The 15,576-nt window shown below is 70.6% G+C and carries 12 protein-coding genes and 2 tRNA genes; 4 read left to right on the top strand and 10 right to left on the bottom strand.

The genetic code is table 11. From position 1 onward, the window contains the following. Positions 1–47: 47 nt before the first annotated feature. Positions 48–467, top strand: a complete 420-nt coding sequence (locus ABZ267_RS02555) for a Fur family transcriptional regulator (protein WP_356746800.1) — start codon at positions 48–50, stop codon at positions 465–467. Positions 468–573: 106 nt separating this feature from the next. On the opposite strand, the gene ABZ267_RS02550 is transcribed toward ABZ267_RS02555, so the two are convergent. The 4 genes from ABZ267_RS02550 to ABZ267_RS02535 form a co-directional block, all read right to left on the bottom strand. Then, positions 574–647, bottom strand: a tRNA-Met gene (locus ABZ267_RS02550). A gap of 76 nt (positions 648–723) precedes the next feature. Further along, positions 724–2,976, bottom strand: a complete 2,253-nt coding sequence (locus ABZ267_RS02545; protein WP_356746801.1) for a tetratricopeptide repeat protein — start codon at positions 2,974–2,976, stop codon at positions 724–726. A gap of 210 nt (positions 2,977–3,186) precedes the next feature. Continuing rightward, a tRNA-Met gene (locus ABZ267_RS02540) sits at positions 3,187–3,260 on the bottom strand. A gap of 42 nt (positions 3,261–3,302) precedes the next feature. After that, positions 3,303–6,287, bottom strand: coding sequence for a UPF0182 family protein (locus ABZ267_RS02535; protein WP_356747241.1), 2,985 nt, complete (start codon positions 6,285–6,287; stop codon positions 3,303–3,305). Between the two features lie 136 nt (positions 6,288–6,423). On the opposite strand from ABZ267_RS02535, the gene ABZ267_RS02530 reads away from it, so the two are divergent. Further along, positions 6,424–6,984: a PPA1309 family protein gene (locus ABZ267_RS02530; protein ID WP_356746802.1), complete on the top strand. Its 561-nt coding sequence runs from the start codon at positions 6,424–6,426 to the stop codon at positions 6,982–6,984. 30 nt (positions 6,985–7,014) lie between these two features. Here ABZ267_RS02530 and ABZ267_RS02525 read toward each other — a convergent pair whose 3' ends face one another. The 3 genes from ABZ267_RS02525 to ABZ267_RS02515 form a co-directional block, all read right to left on the bottom strand. Further along, positions 7,015–8,118, bottom strand: coding sequence for a PDZ domain-containing protein (locus ABZ267_RS02525; protein ID WP_356746803.1), 1,104 nt, complete (start codon positions 8,116–8,118; stop codon positions 7,015–7,017). Between the two features lie 401 nt (positions 8,119–8,519). Continuing rightward, positions 8,520–8,981: a molybdenum cofactor biosynthesis protein MoaE gene (locus ABZ267_RS02520; protein ID WP_356746804.1), complete on the bottom strand. Its 462-nt coding sequence runs from the start codon at positions 8,979–8,981 to the stop codon at positions 8,520–8,522. 110 nt (positions 8,982–9,091) lie between these two features. After that, complete coding sequence (locus tag ABZ267_RS02515) at positions 9,092–10,249, bottom strand: SDR family oxidoreductase (RefSeq protein ID WP_356746805.1); 1,158 nt, start codon at positions 10,247–10,249, stop codon at positions 9,092–9,094. A 190-nt stretch (positions 10,250–10,439) separates the two neighbouring features. On the opposite strand from ABZ267_RS02515, the gene ABZ267_RS02510 reads away from it, so the two are divergent. Together ABZ267_RS02510 and ABZ267_RS02505 are read left to right on the top strand one after the other, a co-directional pair. Then, entirely contained in the window at positions 10,440–11,888 is a 1,449-nt protein-coding gene (locus ABZ267_RS02510; RefSeq protein ID WP_356746806.1) for a zinc-dependent metalloprotease, read from the top strand. Continuing rightward, positions 11,885–12,427 (top strand): NUDIX hydrolase, encoded by a 543-nt coding sequence (locus ABZ267_RS02505; protein WP_356746807.1) that lies wholly within the window; start codon positions 11,885–11,887, stop codon positions 12,425–12,427. The genes ABZ267_RS02510 and ABZ267_RS02505 overlap by 4 nt, the downstream gene beginning before the upstream one ends. A gap of 69 nt (positions 12,428–12,496) precedes the next feature. On the opposite strand, the gene ABZ267_RS02500 is transcribed toward ABZ267_RS02505, so the two are convergent. From ABZ267_RS02500 to ABZ267_RS02490, 3 genes are read right to left on the bottom strand one after another with little or no spacing between them, the layout of a single operon-like run. Continuing rightward, on the bottom strand, positions 12,497–13,252 hold the full coding sequence (locus ABZ267_RS02500) for an AIM24 family protein (protein ID WP_356746808.1): 756 nt from the start codon (positions 13,250–13,252) through the stop codon (positions 12,497–12,499). Positions 13,253–13,269: 17 nt separating this feature from the next. Beyond that, a complete protein-coding gene (locus tag ABZ267_RS02495; RefSeq protein ID WP_356746809.1) occupies positions 13,270–13,950 on the bottom strand; it encodes an AIM24 family protein in 681 nt (226 codons plus the stop codon). Between the two features lie 12 nt (positions 13,951–13,962). Then, positions 13,963–15,570 (bottom strand): TerD family protein, encoded by a 1,608-nt coding sequence (locus ABZ267_RS02490; RefSeq protein WP_356746810.1) that lies wholly within the window; start codon positions 15,568–15,570, stop codon positions 13,963–13,965. Positions 15,571–15,576 lie beyond the last annotated feature (6 nt).

Genomic DNA, 15,576 nt, shown 5'->3' with positions numbered 1-15,576 from the left:
GTCACACCCGATCGGGATTCGATCCCTCCACTGTTAGGCTGGGCTGCATGAGTGACCTCCTGGAACGACTCCGTGGACGCGGCTGGCGCATGACGGCGCAGCGGCGTGTCGTGGCCGAGGTCCTCGACGGGGACCACGTGCACCTGACGGCTGACGAGGTCCACGCGAGGGCCGTCGACCGGCTGCCCGAGATCTCGCGCGCCACCGTCTACAACACCCTCGGCGAGATGGTGTCCCTCGGCGAGGTGCTGGAGGTCTCCACCGACCGCCGGGCCAAGCGGTACGACCCGAACGCGCATCGCCCGCACCACCACCTGATCTGCGGCCAGTGCGGTGCCATCCGCGATGTGCATCCGGCGGGCAACCCGCTCGCGGACCTGCCGACGGATGAGCGCTACGGCTTCACGGTCTCCGGCGTCGAGGTGACGTACCGCGGTCTCTGTCCGAGCTGCGCCGCGTCTGCGTGAGCCTGGCGTCGGGCCCGTCTCCTTGAGGCGGGCCCGGTCCGCTGTCCGCTTCCGGACATGACGAAGGCCCGGATCCCCTGAAGGGATCCGGGCCTTCGTTCTTCAGTAGCGGGGACAGGATTTGAACCTGCGACCTCTGGGTTATGAGCCCAGCGAGCTACCGAGCTGCTCCACCCCGCGTCGGTGAATGCAACATTACGTCAACGGGTTGGACGGCGCAAATTCCTTCACACCGATCCCGGACTGCCCCGAGGGCCTACGCGGTCAGCTCCTGGTGCAGCGCGTCGCGCAGCCGGGCCGCCCGCTCGGCCACCTCGGCCGGGCCCAGCTCCACGGCCCGCGCGCACCAGCGCTGGCCCTCGGTCAGCTCACCCCGGCGCGCGGCGAGCAAAGCCAGCCGCAGCGCGGCCCGCCCGTGACCGGCGTTGGCGGCGCGGCTCCACCACAGGGCCGCCTCGCGCTCGCTGCCCTCGCGGGCCAGCAGCAGCCCCAGGTTGAAGGCGCCGTTGCGGCTGCCCGCCTCCGCGGCCTCCCGGTACCAGTGTGCGGCGCTCTCCACGTCCCCGCGGGCGGCGGCGAGCATGCCGACCCGGACCTGGGCGCGGCGGTGGCCCTGCTGGGCGGCGCGCTCGTACCACTCCTCGCACTCGGTCTTCTCCGGCATCGGCTCACCGAGCGCGGGCGGACCCGGCGGCGGCTGGCGCGCGTCCAGCACTCCGGCCAGCCGGAACGCCGCCTCGGCGCTGCCGCCGCCCGCCGCGCAGCGCAGATGGCGCTCGGCCTCGTGGTCCTCGCCGTCGCGCAGCAGGGCCATGGCGACCTGGAGCGCGGCGTCGGTGTGCCCGGCCGCCGCCGCCCGCTGGTACCAGCCCAGAGCCGTACGGTCCTCGTCGCGTCCGGCGTGCAGGATGCCGAGGTTGAAGGCGGCGTCCACACTGCCCGCCTCGGCCGCCTTGGAGAACCAGGGCTCGGCGCCGGTGTGGTCGCCGGCCTGGAGCAGGAGCACGGCGAGCGCGTTGGCGGCCTCGCGGTGTCCGGCGTAGGCGGCACGGCGGTACCACTGCTCGGCCTGCGGCGTACGGTCCTGGGCGGCACAGAGCAGCCCGAGGTTGTACGCGCCGTTGACGTCACCGGCGTCCATGGCGGCCCGGTACCAGCGCTCGGCGGTCTGCTGCTCGCCGCGCGCCGCGTGCAGGGCGCCGAGCGCGTTGGCGGCGTTGCCGTCGCCGTCCTGGGCGGCGCGCAGCCACCAGACGGCGGCGCTCTCCTCGTCGCCCGCGTCGCGCAGCAGGAAGCCCAGCGCGCAGGCGGCGCGGGCCTCGCCGTCCTTGGCGGCGGTGAGGTACCAGCGGCCCGCCTCCTTGAGCTCGCCGCGCTGTTCCAGGATCGCGCCGAGGTGGAGTGCCGCACGGCGGTGGCCTCGGGCGGCGGCGCGGCGGTACCACTGCTCGGCCTCGCCGATGCGTCCGGCGGCGGGACCGGCCACGGGGCTGTCGCCACCGGCTCCGTCCTTGTTCTCCTTGGTGCCCCGCTCGCTCTTGGCCAGCGCGGCGGGGACGGCGGGGTCGGCGGCGAGGCCCAGACCGCTCCGGCCGGCGCCCCGGCCCAGGCCGAAGGCGTCGTGCGGGTCCTCGACCGCGTTCCGCTCCAGCGTGCGGGCCAGCCGGTAGGCGGCCTCCCGGTGGCCCTGCTCGGCGGCGGCGCGCAACCACCGCTCGGCGCCGATGTCGCCACGGTGCTCCAGCAGGTCGGCGAGCGCGTAGGCGCCCAGCGCGTGGCCCTGCTCGGCGGACTGCCGCAGCCAGTACTCGGCGCCGGGCTCGTCGCCGCGCTCGCGGAAGTGGCGGCCCAGCGCGTGCGCGGCGGCGGCCGAACCGGCCACGGCGGCGATGCGCCACCAGCCCGCGGCCTCGTCCGGGTAGCCGCGCTGGTGCAGCAGGACGCCCAGGTTGTTGGCTGCGGCCCGGTCGCCGTCGGCGGTGGCGGCGCGGAGGTAGGTCTCGGCGCCGTCCAGCTCGCCGCGGCGCAGCAGCAGCGCGCCGAGCACGCTCATGGACGCGGTGTCCCCGGCCTCGGCGGCCCGGCGGTGGCGCGCCTCCGCCTCGGCACTGTCCGCCGCGTCGACGGCGTCGGTGATGCCCGCGTCGGCGTCGGTCCTGTCCGTGGCGGCGTGCGTGACGCCCGCGTCCGGCGTGGTCACATCCGTGACGCCCGTGGCGCCGGTGGCGTGGGCCGCGGCCGCACGCACGGCGTCGGAGCCGGCGTGCGTGCGGCCCACCGTCGCGGCGGTCTCGCTCGTGGTACGCCCCCTGCCCCGGGCCGGCGCCTCGACGGCGGGTCCCGCTTCACCGGCGGTGGTGGCGTCCCGCGGTCCGGGTGTGCTCGCGCCGGCGGCTCCGGCGATGACGGCAGCGAAGGCCGCATCTGCCACCTTGTCCGCCTTCTGGTCGCGCCGCTGCACAAACCGCCCTGTCTCCAACAGAGTTGCCCTGTCCCCCATAAATACCATCGTCGCACCACCTGTAACCCGCGTACACCTGGTATATCGCGGCCAGTGAGGTCACTTCAGCGTTTTGTCGACATACCCACAGAGAGACAAGTCAAACACGTCGGAACCCAACTGGTGCCCAGCGAACCGCACTTCACGCCCACGGAACAAGAAAGACACGACGACATGACGAAGGCCCGGATCCCATAGGATCCGGGCCTTCGTCTTCAGTAGCGGGGACAGGATTTGAACCTGCGACCTCTGGGTTATGAGCCCAGCGAGCTACCGAGCTGCTCCACCCCGCGTCGTTGTGTTCAAACCGTACCACGACGCGGGGTGGAGCTTACTCAGGTGCCCTGGTCGCCGCCCTGCTCGGTCCCGCCGCCCTCATCAGGCTTTTCGTCGGGCTTCTTCGCCGGATCGGCTCCGTCACCCTTCTCCGGCACAGCGGCCTCGCCGCCCTCGGCCCCACTCGTGGGCTGAGCCGTGGCCGCCCGCTCCAGAGCTTCCTGGAGCGCGTCCTGGGCCTTGCCGTAGGCGGGCCAGTCCTGCTCCTTCAGCGCCGCCTCACCGTCCTCGTACGCCTTCTGAGCGTCCGCGATGGCCTCCTTGAGCGCGTCGCTGCCGGTGGCCGGCGGCTTGGTGGTGTCCCCCGGCGGATCATTGGGATCGGGCGGTGTGGTGTCCACGTCGCCGTCGACCCCGAAGACCGCGTTGAGCGCGTCTCCCAGGTTGTTCTCGAAGACGATCTTCGAGCCGAACGAGGCGGCCACCTTGCGCAGCAGCGGATAGTTCTGGTTGCCGCCGCGCGTGTAGACGGGCTCGATGTAGAGGAAGCCGCCTTCGAGCGGAACCGTCAGCAGGTTGCCGTAGTCGATGTCGGAGTCCGTGCCCTTGAGGTTCCTCACGAACTCGGCGACGTCGTCGTTACCGTTGAGCTCACTCTGTACCTGACCCGGGCCCTTCACCGTGGAGGTGACCCGGAGCAGTCTCATCGTGCCGTAGTCCTTGCTGGCCGCGTCCGCGTTCACCGCCATGAAGGCACCGAGGTTCGGCCGCCCCCTGGGCGTGAAGGTGGTGGTCAGCGAGAACGCCTGCTGGTCCTGGCCCGGCATCTTCATGGACAGGTAGTACGGCGGGACGGAGCCCGACTCATTGGTGGTCGGGTCGGCCGGCACCTGCCACGCGTCGGAGCCGCTGTAGAACTGCGCGGGGTCCTCGACGTGGTAGCGGGTGAGCAGCTCACGCTGGACCTTGAAGAGGTCCTGCGGGTACCGCAGGTGGTCCATGAGCGTCTGCGGGATCTTCGAGCGGTCCTCCACCGTGCCCGGGAACGCCTTGCGCCAGGTCTTGAGGACCGGGTCCTCGGTGTCCCACTCGTAGAGCTTGACCTTGCCGTCGTACGCGTCGACGGTGGCCTTCACCGAGTTGCGGATGTAGTTGACCTGGTTCTGCTGGGCGACGACCGCGCGCTGGTTGGTGGTGAGCGAGTCGGCCGTGGTGTCACCGAGCGTCGTACGGGAGGCGTACGGATAGCCGTTGGTCGTGGTGTACGCGTCGACGATCCACTGGATCCGGCCGTCGATGACCGCGGGATAGGCGTCGCCGTCGATGGTCAGCCACGGGGCGACCGCCTCGACGCGCTCCTTGGGCGTGCGGTTGTACAGGATCCGCGAGCCGTCACCGATGGCTCCCGAATACAGGATCTGCGGCTCGCTGAACGAGACCGCGTACGCGGCGCGGTTGAACGTGTTGGAGAGGCTGACCCCGCTGTCACCCTGGTAGCTGGTGGTCTTCTCGCCGTCCTCCTCGTAGTCGAGCTCCTTCTGGGGCCCGCCGACGATGGAGTACTGCTCGGTCTTCTCGCCGTAGTAGATCCGCTGCTCGTACTTCCCGAACTCACCGGTGGACGGCAGACCCGACTCGGTGAAGTCCGGGGACCCCGTCGGGTTGGTGCCGGTGGTGGTGCCGCGGGCCGCGATGGCGCCGTAGCCGTGGGTGTACGTGAAGTGGTCGTTGATCCAGTTCCGCTTGGGCAGGCCCTGGATGTTCAGCTCACGCAGACCGATGACGGTGTCCTGCTCCTTGCCGTCCTCGCCCTTGTAGCGGTCGACGTCCAGCGTCTTGGGGAACTGGTAGTAGTTCCTGCGCTGCTGGAGCTGCTGGAAGGCCGGGGAGACGACGTTGGGGTCCATCACGCGGTAGCTGGCGGCCGTGTTGGCGGCGGCTCGCAGCTTGGTGTCGTCGCTCGTGGTGGCCTGGCCCGAGTAGTCCTCCATCTGCGCCTTGTCGATGTCGTACGCATCGCGGGTCGCGTCGATGTTCTTCTGGATGAACGGCGCTTCCTTGGCCTGCTCGTTCGGCTGGACCTGGAACTTCTGCACGATCGCCGGGTAGAGACCGCCGATCAGGATCGCGGAGAGCACCATCAGGCCGAAGCCGATGACGGGCAGCTGCCAGGTGCGGCGCCACAGGGTCGCGAAGAACAGCACCGCGCAGATCGCCGCGATGCAGAACAGGATGGTCTTCGCCGGGAGATAGGCGTTCGCGTCGACGTACCGCAGGCCCGTCCAGTTGTCCGCGGCCTTGAAGTCACTGGACTTCACCGCGAGCCCGTACCGGTCGAGCCAGTAGGCCACGGCCTTCAGCGCGACGAAGATGCCGAGCAGCACCGAGAGGTGGCCGGTGGCCGCGCCGGTGGCACGGGCTCCGGGGCTGGTGATGCGCAGCCCGCCGTACAGGTAGTGGGTCAGGGCGGCGGCGATCAGCGAGAGCACGGTGGCCGCGAAGCCGAAGCCCAGCAGGAAGCGGTAGAACGGCAGGTCGAAGGCGTAGAAGGAGACGTCCAACTTGAACTGCGGGTCCTTCGTGCCGAACGGTACGCCGTTGACGTACATCAGCCAGGTGCGCCACTGGCCGGAGGCGGATGCTCCGGCGATCAGCCCGACGAGCGCGGTGACGGCGAGCAGCACCCACTTCTTGAAGGGGGCGACGCTCATCCGGTAGCGGTCCAGGCTCTGCTGCTCCAGCGACATCGCGCTCAGCGGCGGCCGGAGCCGGTGCGCGAGCCAGATGTTCAGACCGATGGCCAGAGCCATCAGCAGTCCGAAGACGAGGAAGAGTCCGATCTTGGTCCACAGGGTGGTGGTGAAGACGGAGGAATACGCCACCGACCGGTACCAGAGCCAGTCCGTCCAGAACCCGGCGAACATGACGAAGGCCATGGCGAGAACCGCCAGGACCCCCAACGTCATGAGCAGGGTGCGGGCCCGCCGGGACGGGCGGCCGACACTGATCCGTGGCCCGGTGGGGCCTCCGCCGCGGTCCGGCATCTGGAAAGCCAACGTGCGCACCTCGAAGTTCGCGGTCGTGTGGAGCGGCCCCAGCGGTCGTAGAGCCCACCTATGCAACTTACTGAAGCTTTACCTAGTTCCCGATACCGGGGCCGAAGGAGGCAGGATATTGCCCATGCCCAACGTTTCTCCCGCAGGACCTCCGATGGCCGCGAGCCCGCTCACCGTCGCCGTCCTCGAAATCGACGCCTATGCCTCCACTCTCGGCTGGGACCAGCCCGCCCGGCTGTTCGCCCTGGTCGACACCGCCCGGCTGCGGGCCCAGGAGCCGGGTCTCGCCGCTCAGCTCGGCCTGGACGACACCGCCTCCCCGACCGCTTCCCTCACCCCGATCGAGCAGGAGGAGCTGCCCGCCGGCACCGCCCTGGACGATTTCCTCGCCACCATCGCCTGGCCCGACTCCGTGGTGGGCTGCGCCATGACCGTCGAGCGGCTGATGCTGCCGCCGTCCGCCGAGGCCTCCGTACCGGAAGGCCTCAGCGACAAGCAGCTCACCCGGTGGGTCGCCAAGCACCCCGACCGGCAGGAGGTGCGGATGACGGTGGCCGTGCTGCGGGACGGGGCGCGCGACTCCGCCGTACGGCTGCGCGAGAAGGACTCCCCCACCGAGGTGCTGACCGGCGCGGGTCTGGTGCCGGGGCTCGCCGAGGCCCTCGCGGCGACGTTCGAGTCCTGACCGGCCTGCTGTCCGCCTCCCGACGCGCTGTCAGCCGGCCGAGCAGCTCGGCAGCGCGTCGGTCTTGCCGGCGCTGATCTTCTCCAGCGACTTCTTGGCGTCGTCGAGGGTCTTGACCCGGACCAGCGTCAGCCCGTCCGGGGTGTCCGAGGCGGCGGCGGCGCAGTTGTCGTCGGGCGTGAGGAAGTAGCGGGCGCCCGCGTCCCGGGCGCCGACGAGCTTCATGTTGATGCCGCCGATCGGGCCGACCTTGCCCGCGTCGTCGATGGTTCCGGTGCCCGCGATGAACTTGCCACCGGTCAGATTGCCCGGGGTGAGCTTGTCGATGATGCCCAGGGAGAACATCAGACCGGCGCTGGGGCCGCCGACGTCCGCGAGCTTGATGTCGATCACGAACGGGAACCGGTGGTCCGTCCCGGCCCTGATGCCGACGACCGCCCGCTCCTTGCCGCCCTCTTCCGCCGGCGGCGCCTTCTGGGTGGTGATGGTGACCTTCCGGCCGCCTTCGGGGGCCCGGCCGGCCTTCTCGGCGGCGGCCGCCTCCCTGGCCGGAATGATGGTGAAGGTGACGTCCTCGCCGGGCTGGTGCTTCGTGACCAGCCCGGCGACGTCGTCCGGCTCCTTGACCGCCGTACCGTCGACGCTCTTGATCACGTCACCCGCGTGCAGTTTGCCCTCGGAAGGGCTGTCCTTGACCACGCTGGAGACGATGACCTGGGTGGCGACCGGGATGTCCAGCTCCTTGAGGGCGGCCACCTTGGCGCTCTCCTGGGACTGGCTGAACTCCTCGGCGTTCTCCTGGGTGGACTGCTCCTCGGTCTTGCCGTCCGGGTAGAGCGTGTCGTGCGGTACGACGACGCTGTCGTGGGCCAGCCAGCCGTAGACGGCCTGGCCCAGGTTCATCCGGTAGTCAGCTCCGGTGACCCGGACCGTCGTCATGTTGAGGTGCCCGGTGGTCTCGTACGTGTCGGAGCCCTCGATATGCAGGACCGGCTCGCCGCGCGCATCGCCCAGGGTGTTCACCGTCGGCCCGGGGGACATCTCCGAGTACGGCACTTTGATCACCATGCCCGCGCAGAGAAGCGCGATGAGGACGAGGGCGGAGGCGAGCATCGTCGCGGTGCGGCGTGGCATGGAACGACAGTACGGGAAGGGCCTGTCCGTCCACCCTCGGGGCCGGTCCGTCCGGGCAGGGGCAAAAGCGCGGCGGAGAGGTGGTCACGCGGCGTTCGACGGCCTCAGAGTGCCCCGGAACCGGAGTGCGATTTCTCCATCGCGTCACGGAACCTGGCGTACCCGGCGAGTTCGGTGACATCGCCGGTCGTGCGGTTGCGAGCAGCCCAGCTCGCCCATATCGCACCACCGACAGCAGCGAAAAGTGGAATCAACAGCCAAGCGAGTGCCGCCATCACGACCTCCCTACCCCATGAGCGATCGAATGATCGATCTGCAGATTAACGATCCGGAAGACCAACGCTCACGGCAGGGGTGCGGTTACGCAAATCGGGGCTGATGCGGCCCGGTCCGGTTTGCGCTCAGCAGGCGCCGACCCACTCCTCCGTACCGTCGGAGAAACGCTGGTGTTTCCAGATCGGAACCTCGTGCTTGAGGTCGTCGATGAGCTTGCGGCAGGCGGCGAAGGCCTCCGCTCGGTGCGGGCAGGCGACGGCGACGACCACCGCCAGATCGCCCACCTCCAGTTCACCCACCCGGTGGACGGCGGCGAGGCCGCGGACCGGGAAGTCGGCGACGACCTTCTCCGCCACTCGGCGCAGCTCGTCCTCGGCGGAGGGATGGCAGGAGTAGCCGAGTGCGCCGACGTCCTGTCCGCCGTCGTGATTGCGCACGGTGCCGACGAAGAGCGCGATGCCGCCCGCGGCGTCGTCCCCGACGGCACGGAAGACCTCGTCGACGGAGAGTTCGCTCTCCCGGATCGCCAGCAGCCGGATGGGGTCCGAAGCCGCCTGCTCGCCGGGGTGGTCCTGGGTGCGTGCCATGACCCCATCGTGCCTCACGGCACCGACAACACGGAATTGCCTGTTCGACCGGCGGACGCGCGGCCGCGTTGGAGCCTCCTACAGACGCCTGCCCGGCCCTGTGGACGCGGTCAGATGCGGCGGCGCGCCTTGCGGGCGCGGCGGACCAGGGCGGCCGTGCCGAGCAGGGCGACCGTGGCGCCGGCGGCCGTGGCCGTGGCGGCGGCGGCGTCCTTGCGGCCGAGGCGGCGTCCGGCGAGCGTGTGGCGTCCCTCGACCTCTTCCAGGAGCGCTCCGAGGACCTCCTCGTTGGTCCACTGCGGCCGCCATCCCACGTCGTGCAGCCGGCTCACACTGACGACCCAGGGGTGCATCGTGTACGCCAGGTCACCGGCCGGGGACGGAGTGAGTCCGATCCGGTGCAGCCGCGCGGCCGCCCCCAGGGCGACGGCGGAGGGCAGCTCCATCCGGCGTACGCCGCTGAGCTCCTCGACCTCCTCCTGTTCGAGCCAGCCGTCGCAGCCGACCGCGAACTCTCCGTCGATCTTCTCCAGCGCGGCGTACTCCAAGGCCGTCACCAGATCGTCGACATGGCAGAACTGCCAGGTGGGCCGGGAACCGGCGACAACCAGGAGACGCGGTGACTCGAAGTAGCGGGTCAGCGCGGTGTCGGTGCCGCCGACCAGGACCGTGGGGCGCACGACGGTGACATTGAGGCCCGGGTGGGCGCGGGGCGCGCGGCGGCCGAGGCGTTCGATCTCCAGGAGGTCGCCGACGCCGGTGGCCTCGGCGGTGGCGCGCAGCTCGGCGTCCTCGGAGAGCGGTACGTCGTTGTCGGCGAGCGCCCCGTAGACCATCGCGGAGGTGCACAGCACGACCCGGTGGACCCCGGCGGCGGCAGCGGCGGTGAGCACGGTCTGCGTGCCGCGTACGTTGTACGCGGTGCGGGCGGCGGGGTCGGTCTCCAGGTCGAGGTCGAGCGCCAGGTGCACGACGACGTCCGCGCCTCGCAGCTTCTCGGCGATGGCCGGATCACGGACGTCCAGGATGTGCCAGGTCGCCTCGGAGACCTCTCCGCGGCGTTCGTCGATCGCGATGACCTGCTTGACCTCGTCGGATGCGGCGAGGTGGGCGGTCAGCAGCTCGCCGACGCCGGTCGCGGCACCGGTGACCGCGACGACGGGGCCCCGGTTCCTGGGGGTCCTGGGGCGTTTCTTCTCGGGTGTGATCTCGGGCGGCGGGTCGGTCAGGTTTCGCGCTGCGCGAACCTGCGGATCTGGGGAACTCACCGGGCGTCTCCAGCGGTTGTCTTCAGTACGTACCCGAATGACGCGTACGTACCAGGTGGCGTCCATCCTGCCGCAGGCCGGGAGTCGGCGGAGCACTGAGGCCCGAAGCGGGCGTGGTGTCTACGCTGGATGGTGATGTCGGGCAGTCGCCGTCGGTTCGAGCCGGCGGCCCTACGAGCCGAGGAAACCCGTGAGTGACACCCCATTCGGATTCGGCCTTCCGCCGGAGGAGCCGGAGAACGGCGACGAGGGCAAGAAGAAGGACCCCACCGAAGGTGGGCAAGGCGCGGGCGGGCCGGGAAACCCGTTCGGTATCGGGCCGGGAGCGGGCGGTGACAACCCGTTCGCCGCAATGTTCGGCTCGATGAATCCGAACGATCTCGGCGCGGCCTTCCAGCAGCTCGGCCAGATGCTGAGCTACGAGGGCGGTCCCGTGAACTGGGACATGGCCAAGCAGATCGCGCGCCAGACCGTCTCGCAGGGCACGGCCGACGGCACCAAGGACGCCAGCGTCGGCCCGTCCGAGCGGACGGCGGTCGACGAGGCGCTGCGGCTGGCCGATCTCTGGCTGGACGGCGTGACGTCGATGCCTTCCGGTTCGGTCTCCACCGTGGCCTGGAGCCGCGCGGAGTGGGTCGAGGCCTCGCTGCCGGCCTGGCAGCAGCTGGTCGACCCGGTGGCCGAGCGGGTGGGCCTGGCGATGGGCGATGTGCTGCCCGAGGAGATGCAGGCCATGGCGGGCCCGCTGATCGGCATGATGCGGTCGATGGGCGGCGCCATGTTCGGCCAGCAGATCGGCCAGGCCGTGGGCACGCTGGCCGGTGAGGTGGTCGGGTCGACGGACATCGGGCTGCCGCTGGGCCCGGCGGGCAAGGCCGCGCTGCTCCCGCTGAACGTGGAGCAGTTCGGCAAGGACCTCAGCGTCCCGCAGGACGAGGTGCGGCTGTATCTGGCGCTGCGCGAGGCTGCTCACCAGCGGCTCTTCGCGCATGTGCCGTGGCTGCGCTCGCACCTGTTCGGCGCGGTCGAGTCGTACGCACGCGGCATCAAGGTCGACACCAGCAAGCTGGAGGACGTGGTCGGCCAGTTCGACCCCGCCAACCCCGAGCAGCTGCAGGACGCGCTCCAGCAGGGCATGTTCCAGCCGGAGGACACGCCGGAGCAGAAGGCCTCCCTGGCCCGTCTGGAGACGGCTCTGGCGCTCGTCGAGGGCTGGGTGGACGCGGTGGTCCACGAGGCCGCGAAGTCCCGGCTGACCTCATCGGACGCGCTGCGCGAGACGATGCGCCGGCGCCGTGCCTCCGGTGGTCCGGCCGAGCAGACGTTCGCCACGCTCATCGGTCTCCAGCTGCGCCCGCGCCGGCTGCGGGACGCCTCGCGACTGTGGGCCTCGCTCACCGACGCCCGGGGTCTGGAGGGCCGCGACGCGCTGTGGGAGCACCCGGACATGCTGCCGACCGCGCACGACCTGGACGACCCGGACGGCTTCGTCCACCACGAGCAGGCGGACTTCTCCGAGCTGGACAAGATGCTCGGCGAGGCGGCGAAGGGCCCGCAGAAGCCTTCCGAGACCAAGGAGAGCGACGAGGACAAGGGTGAGGGCGGCACGGAGGACGGCAAGGACGGCAGCGACCGGTGACGCTGCACGACGACGCCACCCTCGTACTGAAGGGTCACGCTTCCGAGGGCGAGGCCGGCGGTGACCAGGCGGAGCTGCGCCAGGCCTATCTGGACCATCTGGCGCTCCATGCCGACGGCATGTGGAAAGCGTGCGGGGCCGGGCATCTGACGGCCAGCGCGCTGGTGATCGATCCGGAGCGTGAGAAGGTGCTGCTCACCTTGCACCGCAAGCTCCGGATGTGGCTCCAGATGGGCGGGCACTGCGAGGAGCAGGACGCCACCCTGGAGGCCGCCGCGCTCCGCGAGGCGACGGAGGAGTCCGGCATCACCGGCCTCACCCTGCTGCCGGGCGGCCCGGTCCGGCTGGACCGGCACCCCATCCCGTCGCCGTGCAACTGGCACCTGGACGTGCAGTACGCGGCGCTGGCCCCGGCCGGAGCGGCGGAGCGGATCAGCGAGGAGTCCCTGGAGCTGCGCTGGTTCGGCTACGAGGAGGTGGCCGGTGTGGCCGACGCCTCCGTCGTACGGCTGCTGGAGGCGACGCGCGCACGCCTGTAGCGAGAGCGTGTGCGTAAGGGGCGGCCTCTATGGAGGCCGCCCCTTACGGCTTTGTTCTGCGGGTGGAGGTCAGTTCCAGGCGTTGTTCTGGTTCTGACCGTGGGAGCCCTGCTGGCCCATGCCGAACTGGGCGCGGGCGCCCTGGCCGATCTGGGCGTTCTGCGGGGGCATGACCTCACTCGGCTGCACCAGCGCGAAGCCCTGGCCGAGGAAGCTCAGCTCCCAGCCCTCGCCGGTGTTGCCGCGGCGCCGGAAGACCCCGCTGGAGTGCGTCTGGGCCTGCATCTGCACCCGCAGGGCGCTGGACCAGGCCACGATGGCGTCGGCGTCCACGTTGACGTACTTCTCGGGCGTGACCTGCATCATCAGCGGCTGGCCGGAGGTCATGAGGGCGACCTTGCCGGTGCCGGTGATGTTGAGCTGGTACTTGCCGCTGCCGGAGATGCCGTACTGGCTGTCCACCGCGATGACCTCGGTGTGCAGCGAGGAGTCGAGCGCGAGGACGTAGGCGCTGTCCACGGTCATCCCCTCGCGGTCGACGTCCACGACATGGATGTACTGGGCGAGGTTGGCGAAGTAGACCGTGCCCTGGCCGGACACGCGCATCAGGTCGAGGCCCTCACCGGTGTGCGCGCGGGCGCGCCGCCGGCCCTGCGACTGGTACTCGCCGTCGAAGTCCATCAGTCCCTGGTAGGCGACCATGGCGCCCTTACGGGCCAGGATGTCGTCCTGGCCGGTCAGCGCCACCCGCAGGAGCTGCGGGTTCTGGATCGTGTACCGGTCCTGGGACTGCTGCTCGGTGTGGTTGAAAAGCGGACTCTGCATGGTGTGTTCCCCTCCCCTCAGTGCCGGATCCGCAGGCGGTCCGTACTGTCCTCGCTCGGCTGGACGACGACGATGCCCTCTCCGGAGAAGGCCATCTGGTACGCCTCGCCGCTGCCGCGGCCGATCAGCGCGCCGGCCTTGAAGCTGCGCTTGCCCTTCACCTTGAGGTTCGTGGACCAGGCGACGAGGGCGTCCGGGTCGACGTACGTCTCGTCGTCGCCGCGGCCGCAGTCGACGACGATCGGCGTGCCCCGGGAGGTGATGGCGACCCAGCCGGTGCCCTGGACCACGACGTTCCACAGCCCCTGTCCGGCGAACTTGGCCATCCCCTTGACCTTCTCGACGCCCCAGGTGAGGTGCGCGTCGAAGGCGAGGAGGTTGGTGCCGTTGACCGAGATGGCCTCGTTGTTCAGGTTGATGACGACGACGTCGGCGCCGTAGTCGGCGAGGTAGAGCAGTCCGTCGCCGGAGCACTTCATGACGGGCGCGCCTTCGCCGGTGATCCACTGGGAGGCGACCTGCCGGGCGGCGGGCGGGTTGGGCTCGTACTGGATGAAGCCCTCGTACGCCACCATCGAGCCGGTGCGCGCGTAGAGGTCCTGCCCGGAGGCCATGGCGACCTTGAGCATGGCCGAGCCGTGGTTCTCCATCCGGGCCGTGACGGGGGTCGGGGCGAAGCCCGCGAGTTGCTGGTTCATGACGGGCTCCCTCTAGACCTCGTAGGGCTGGACGACGATGAAGTTGCCGGGCGCTCCCCGGAACTGGAGGTTCACGGTCTCGCCGCTGTGTCCCGGGTACGCGTTGCGGCGCAGCCGGACCTGGCTGGAGACGATCACCTGGGAGGCGGCCGACCAGGCGACCACCGCGTTGCAGTCGGCGAACGTGGTGGGCGTGACGGGCAGGACGACCGGGGTGCCGTGGGTCTTGATGATCACGGTGCCGGTGCCCTGGAACTGCATGGTGAACAGGGCGCCGCCGGGGATGCCGTGGCCCTCGACGCGGCGGACCTCGTACTGGAGTGACTCGTCGAAGGCGAGGACGCTCTCGGCGGAGACGCAGATCGCGTCGCCCTGGAGCTCGATCGGGTGCAGATACGAGCCCTCCTCGGCAAGGAAGACCTGGCCGCGGCCGGTACAGCGCATCAGCTGCATCTCCTGGCCGGTGGCGTTGCCGACGGCGCGGCCGACGAAGCCGGCACTCTTGTAGCCGAAGTCGACCTTGCCCTGGTACATCACCATGCTGCCCTGACGGGCCAGCACGCCGGCGCCGCCCATGGTCAGGTCGACGCGCATGAGCTGCTTGTTCTGTGGGGTCCAGCGCTGCCCGGTGGGCGTCTCCTTGTACAGCTGGAGCGCCGCGTGGAGCCCGGCGCCGGCCGCCGGAGCACCCTGGGGCACGCCTTGCGGCCCGCCGGCGGGCTGCTGCCCGAAGGGGGCGGGCTGTCCGTACGGTGCCGGGGCCGGCTGGCCGTAGGGCGGCGTGGGCGGGGCGCTCTGGCCGGGGACCTGACCGAACTGCGGCTGCGGGGGCGGCGGCTGGTGGCCGGGCTGGCCGTACGGGGACGGGGCCGGGGGCGCCTGCGGGGTGAGCGGGGCCGCGATCGTGGGCGCGGCGTGCATGGGCTGCTGCGGCGCGGGGGCGGGCGCGGGCGGAGCACCGAAGGATGGCGCGGGCTGCGGGGCCTGGGGAGCGGCTGGGGCGGGCGGGGCGCCGAAGGCCGGGGGCGCGGTGGCCTGGGCCGGCGGGGCGAAGCCGGGTGGGGCCTGCGGGGCGGCCGGCGCCTCTTCCTCCTCGGCGACCTCGCCGCCGAAGTTCCTCAGGAGCGCGTCGAGGCCGCCGTCGAAGCCCTGGCCGACGGCGGCGAAGCGCCAGACGTCCTTCAGGTAGAAGTCGCCGAGCATCACCGCGCGCTCGGTGGTGAACTCCGAGCCGGTGAAGGCGTATCTGACCACTTCCTCGCCGCCCGCGACGATCCGGATGTAGCCGGGGCCGACCTGTGACATCTGGCCGGCACCGTCGAGCGTCGCGGTGAAGGAGAGCCTGTGGATGGTGGTCGGGATGCGGTCGAGCGTGACGCGGAAGGACTCGGTGTCGCCGGACTGCGGACCGAGAAGCTGAATGGACTCCTCGGGCGATTTCGGCTGGTTGAAGAAGATGAAATACCGGTCGTCCGAGAGCTGTTCGTCGGCATCCAGGCCGAAGCAGCTGATGTCGAAGGTCAGCCCAGGGGCGGCGATCTGCACACCTACGTACAGATCTGTCCCCGGTGTGAGATCACTGATCTTGGCCTTGTGGCCTCGTTGGAATTCCCTGGCCATACGTAA

The sequence above is a fragment of the Streptomyces sp. NPDC006174 genome (assembly GCF_040614075.1).
GTDB lineage: Bacteria > Actinomycetota > Actinomycetes > Streptomycetales > Streptomycetaceae > Streptomyces.
Note: the sequence above shows the minus strand (reverse complement) of the source record. Positions and strands in the feature narration are given on the sequence as shown.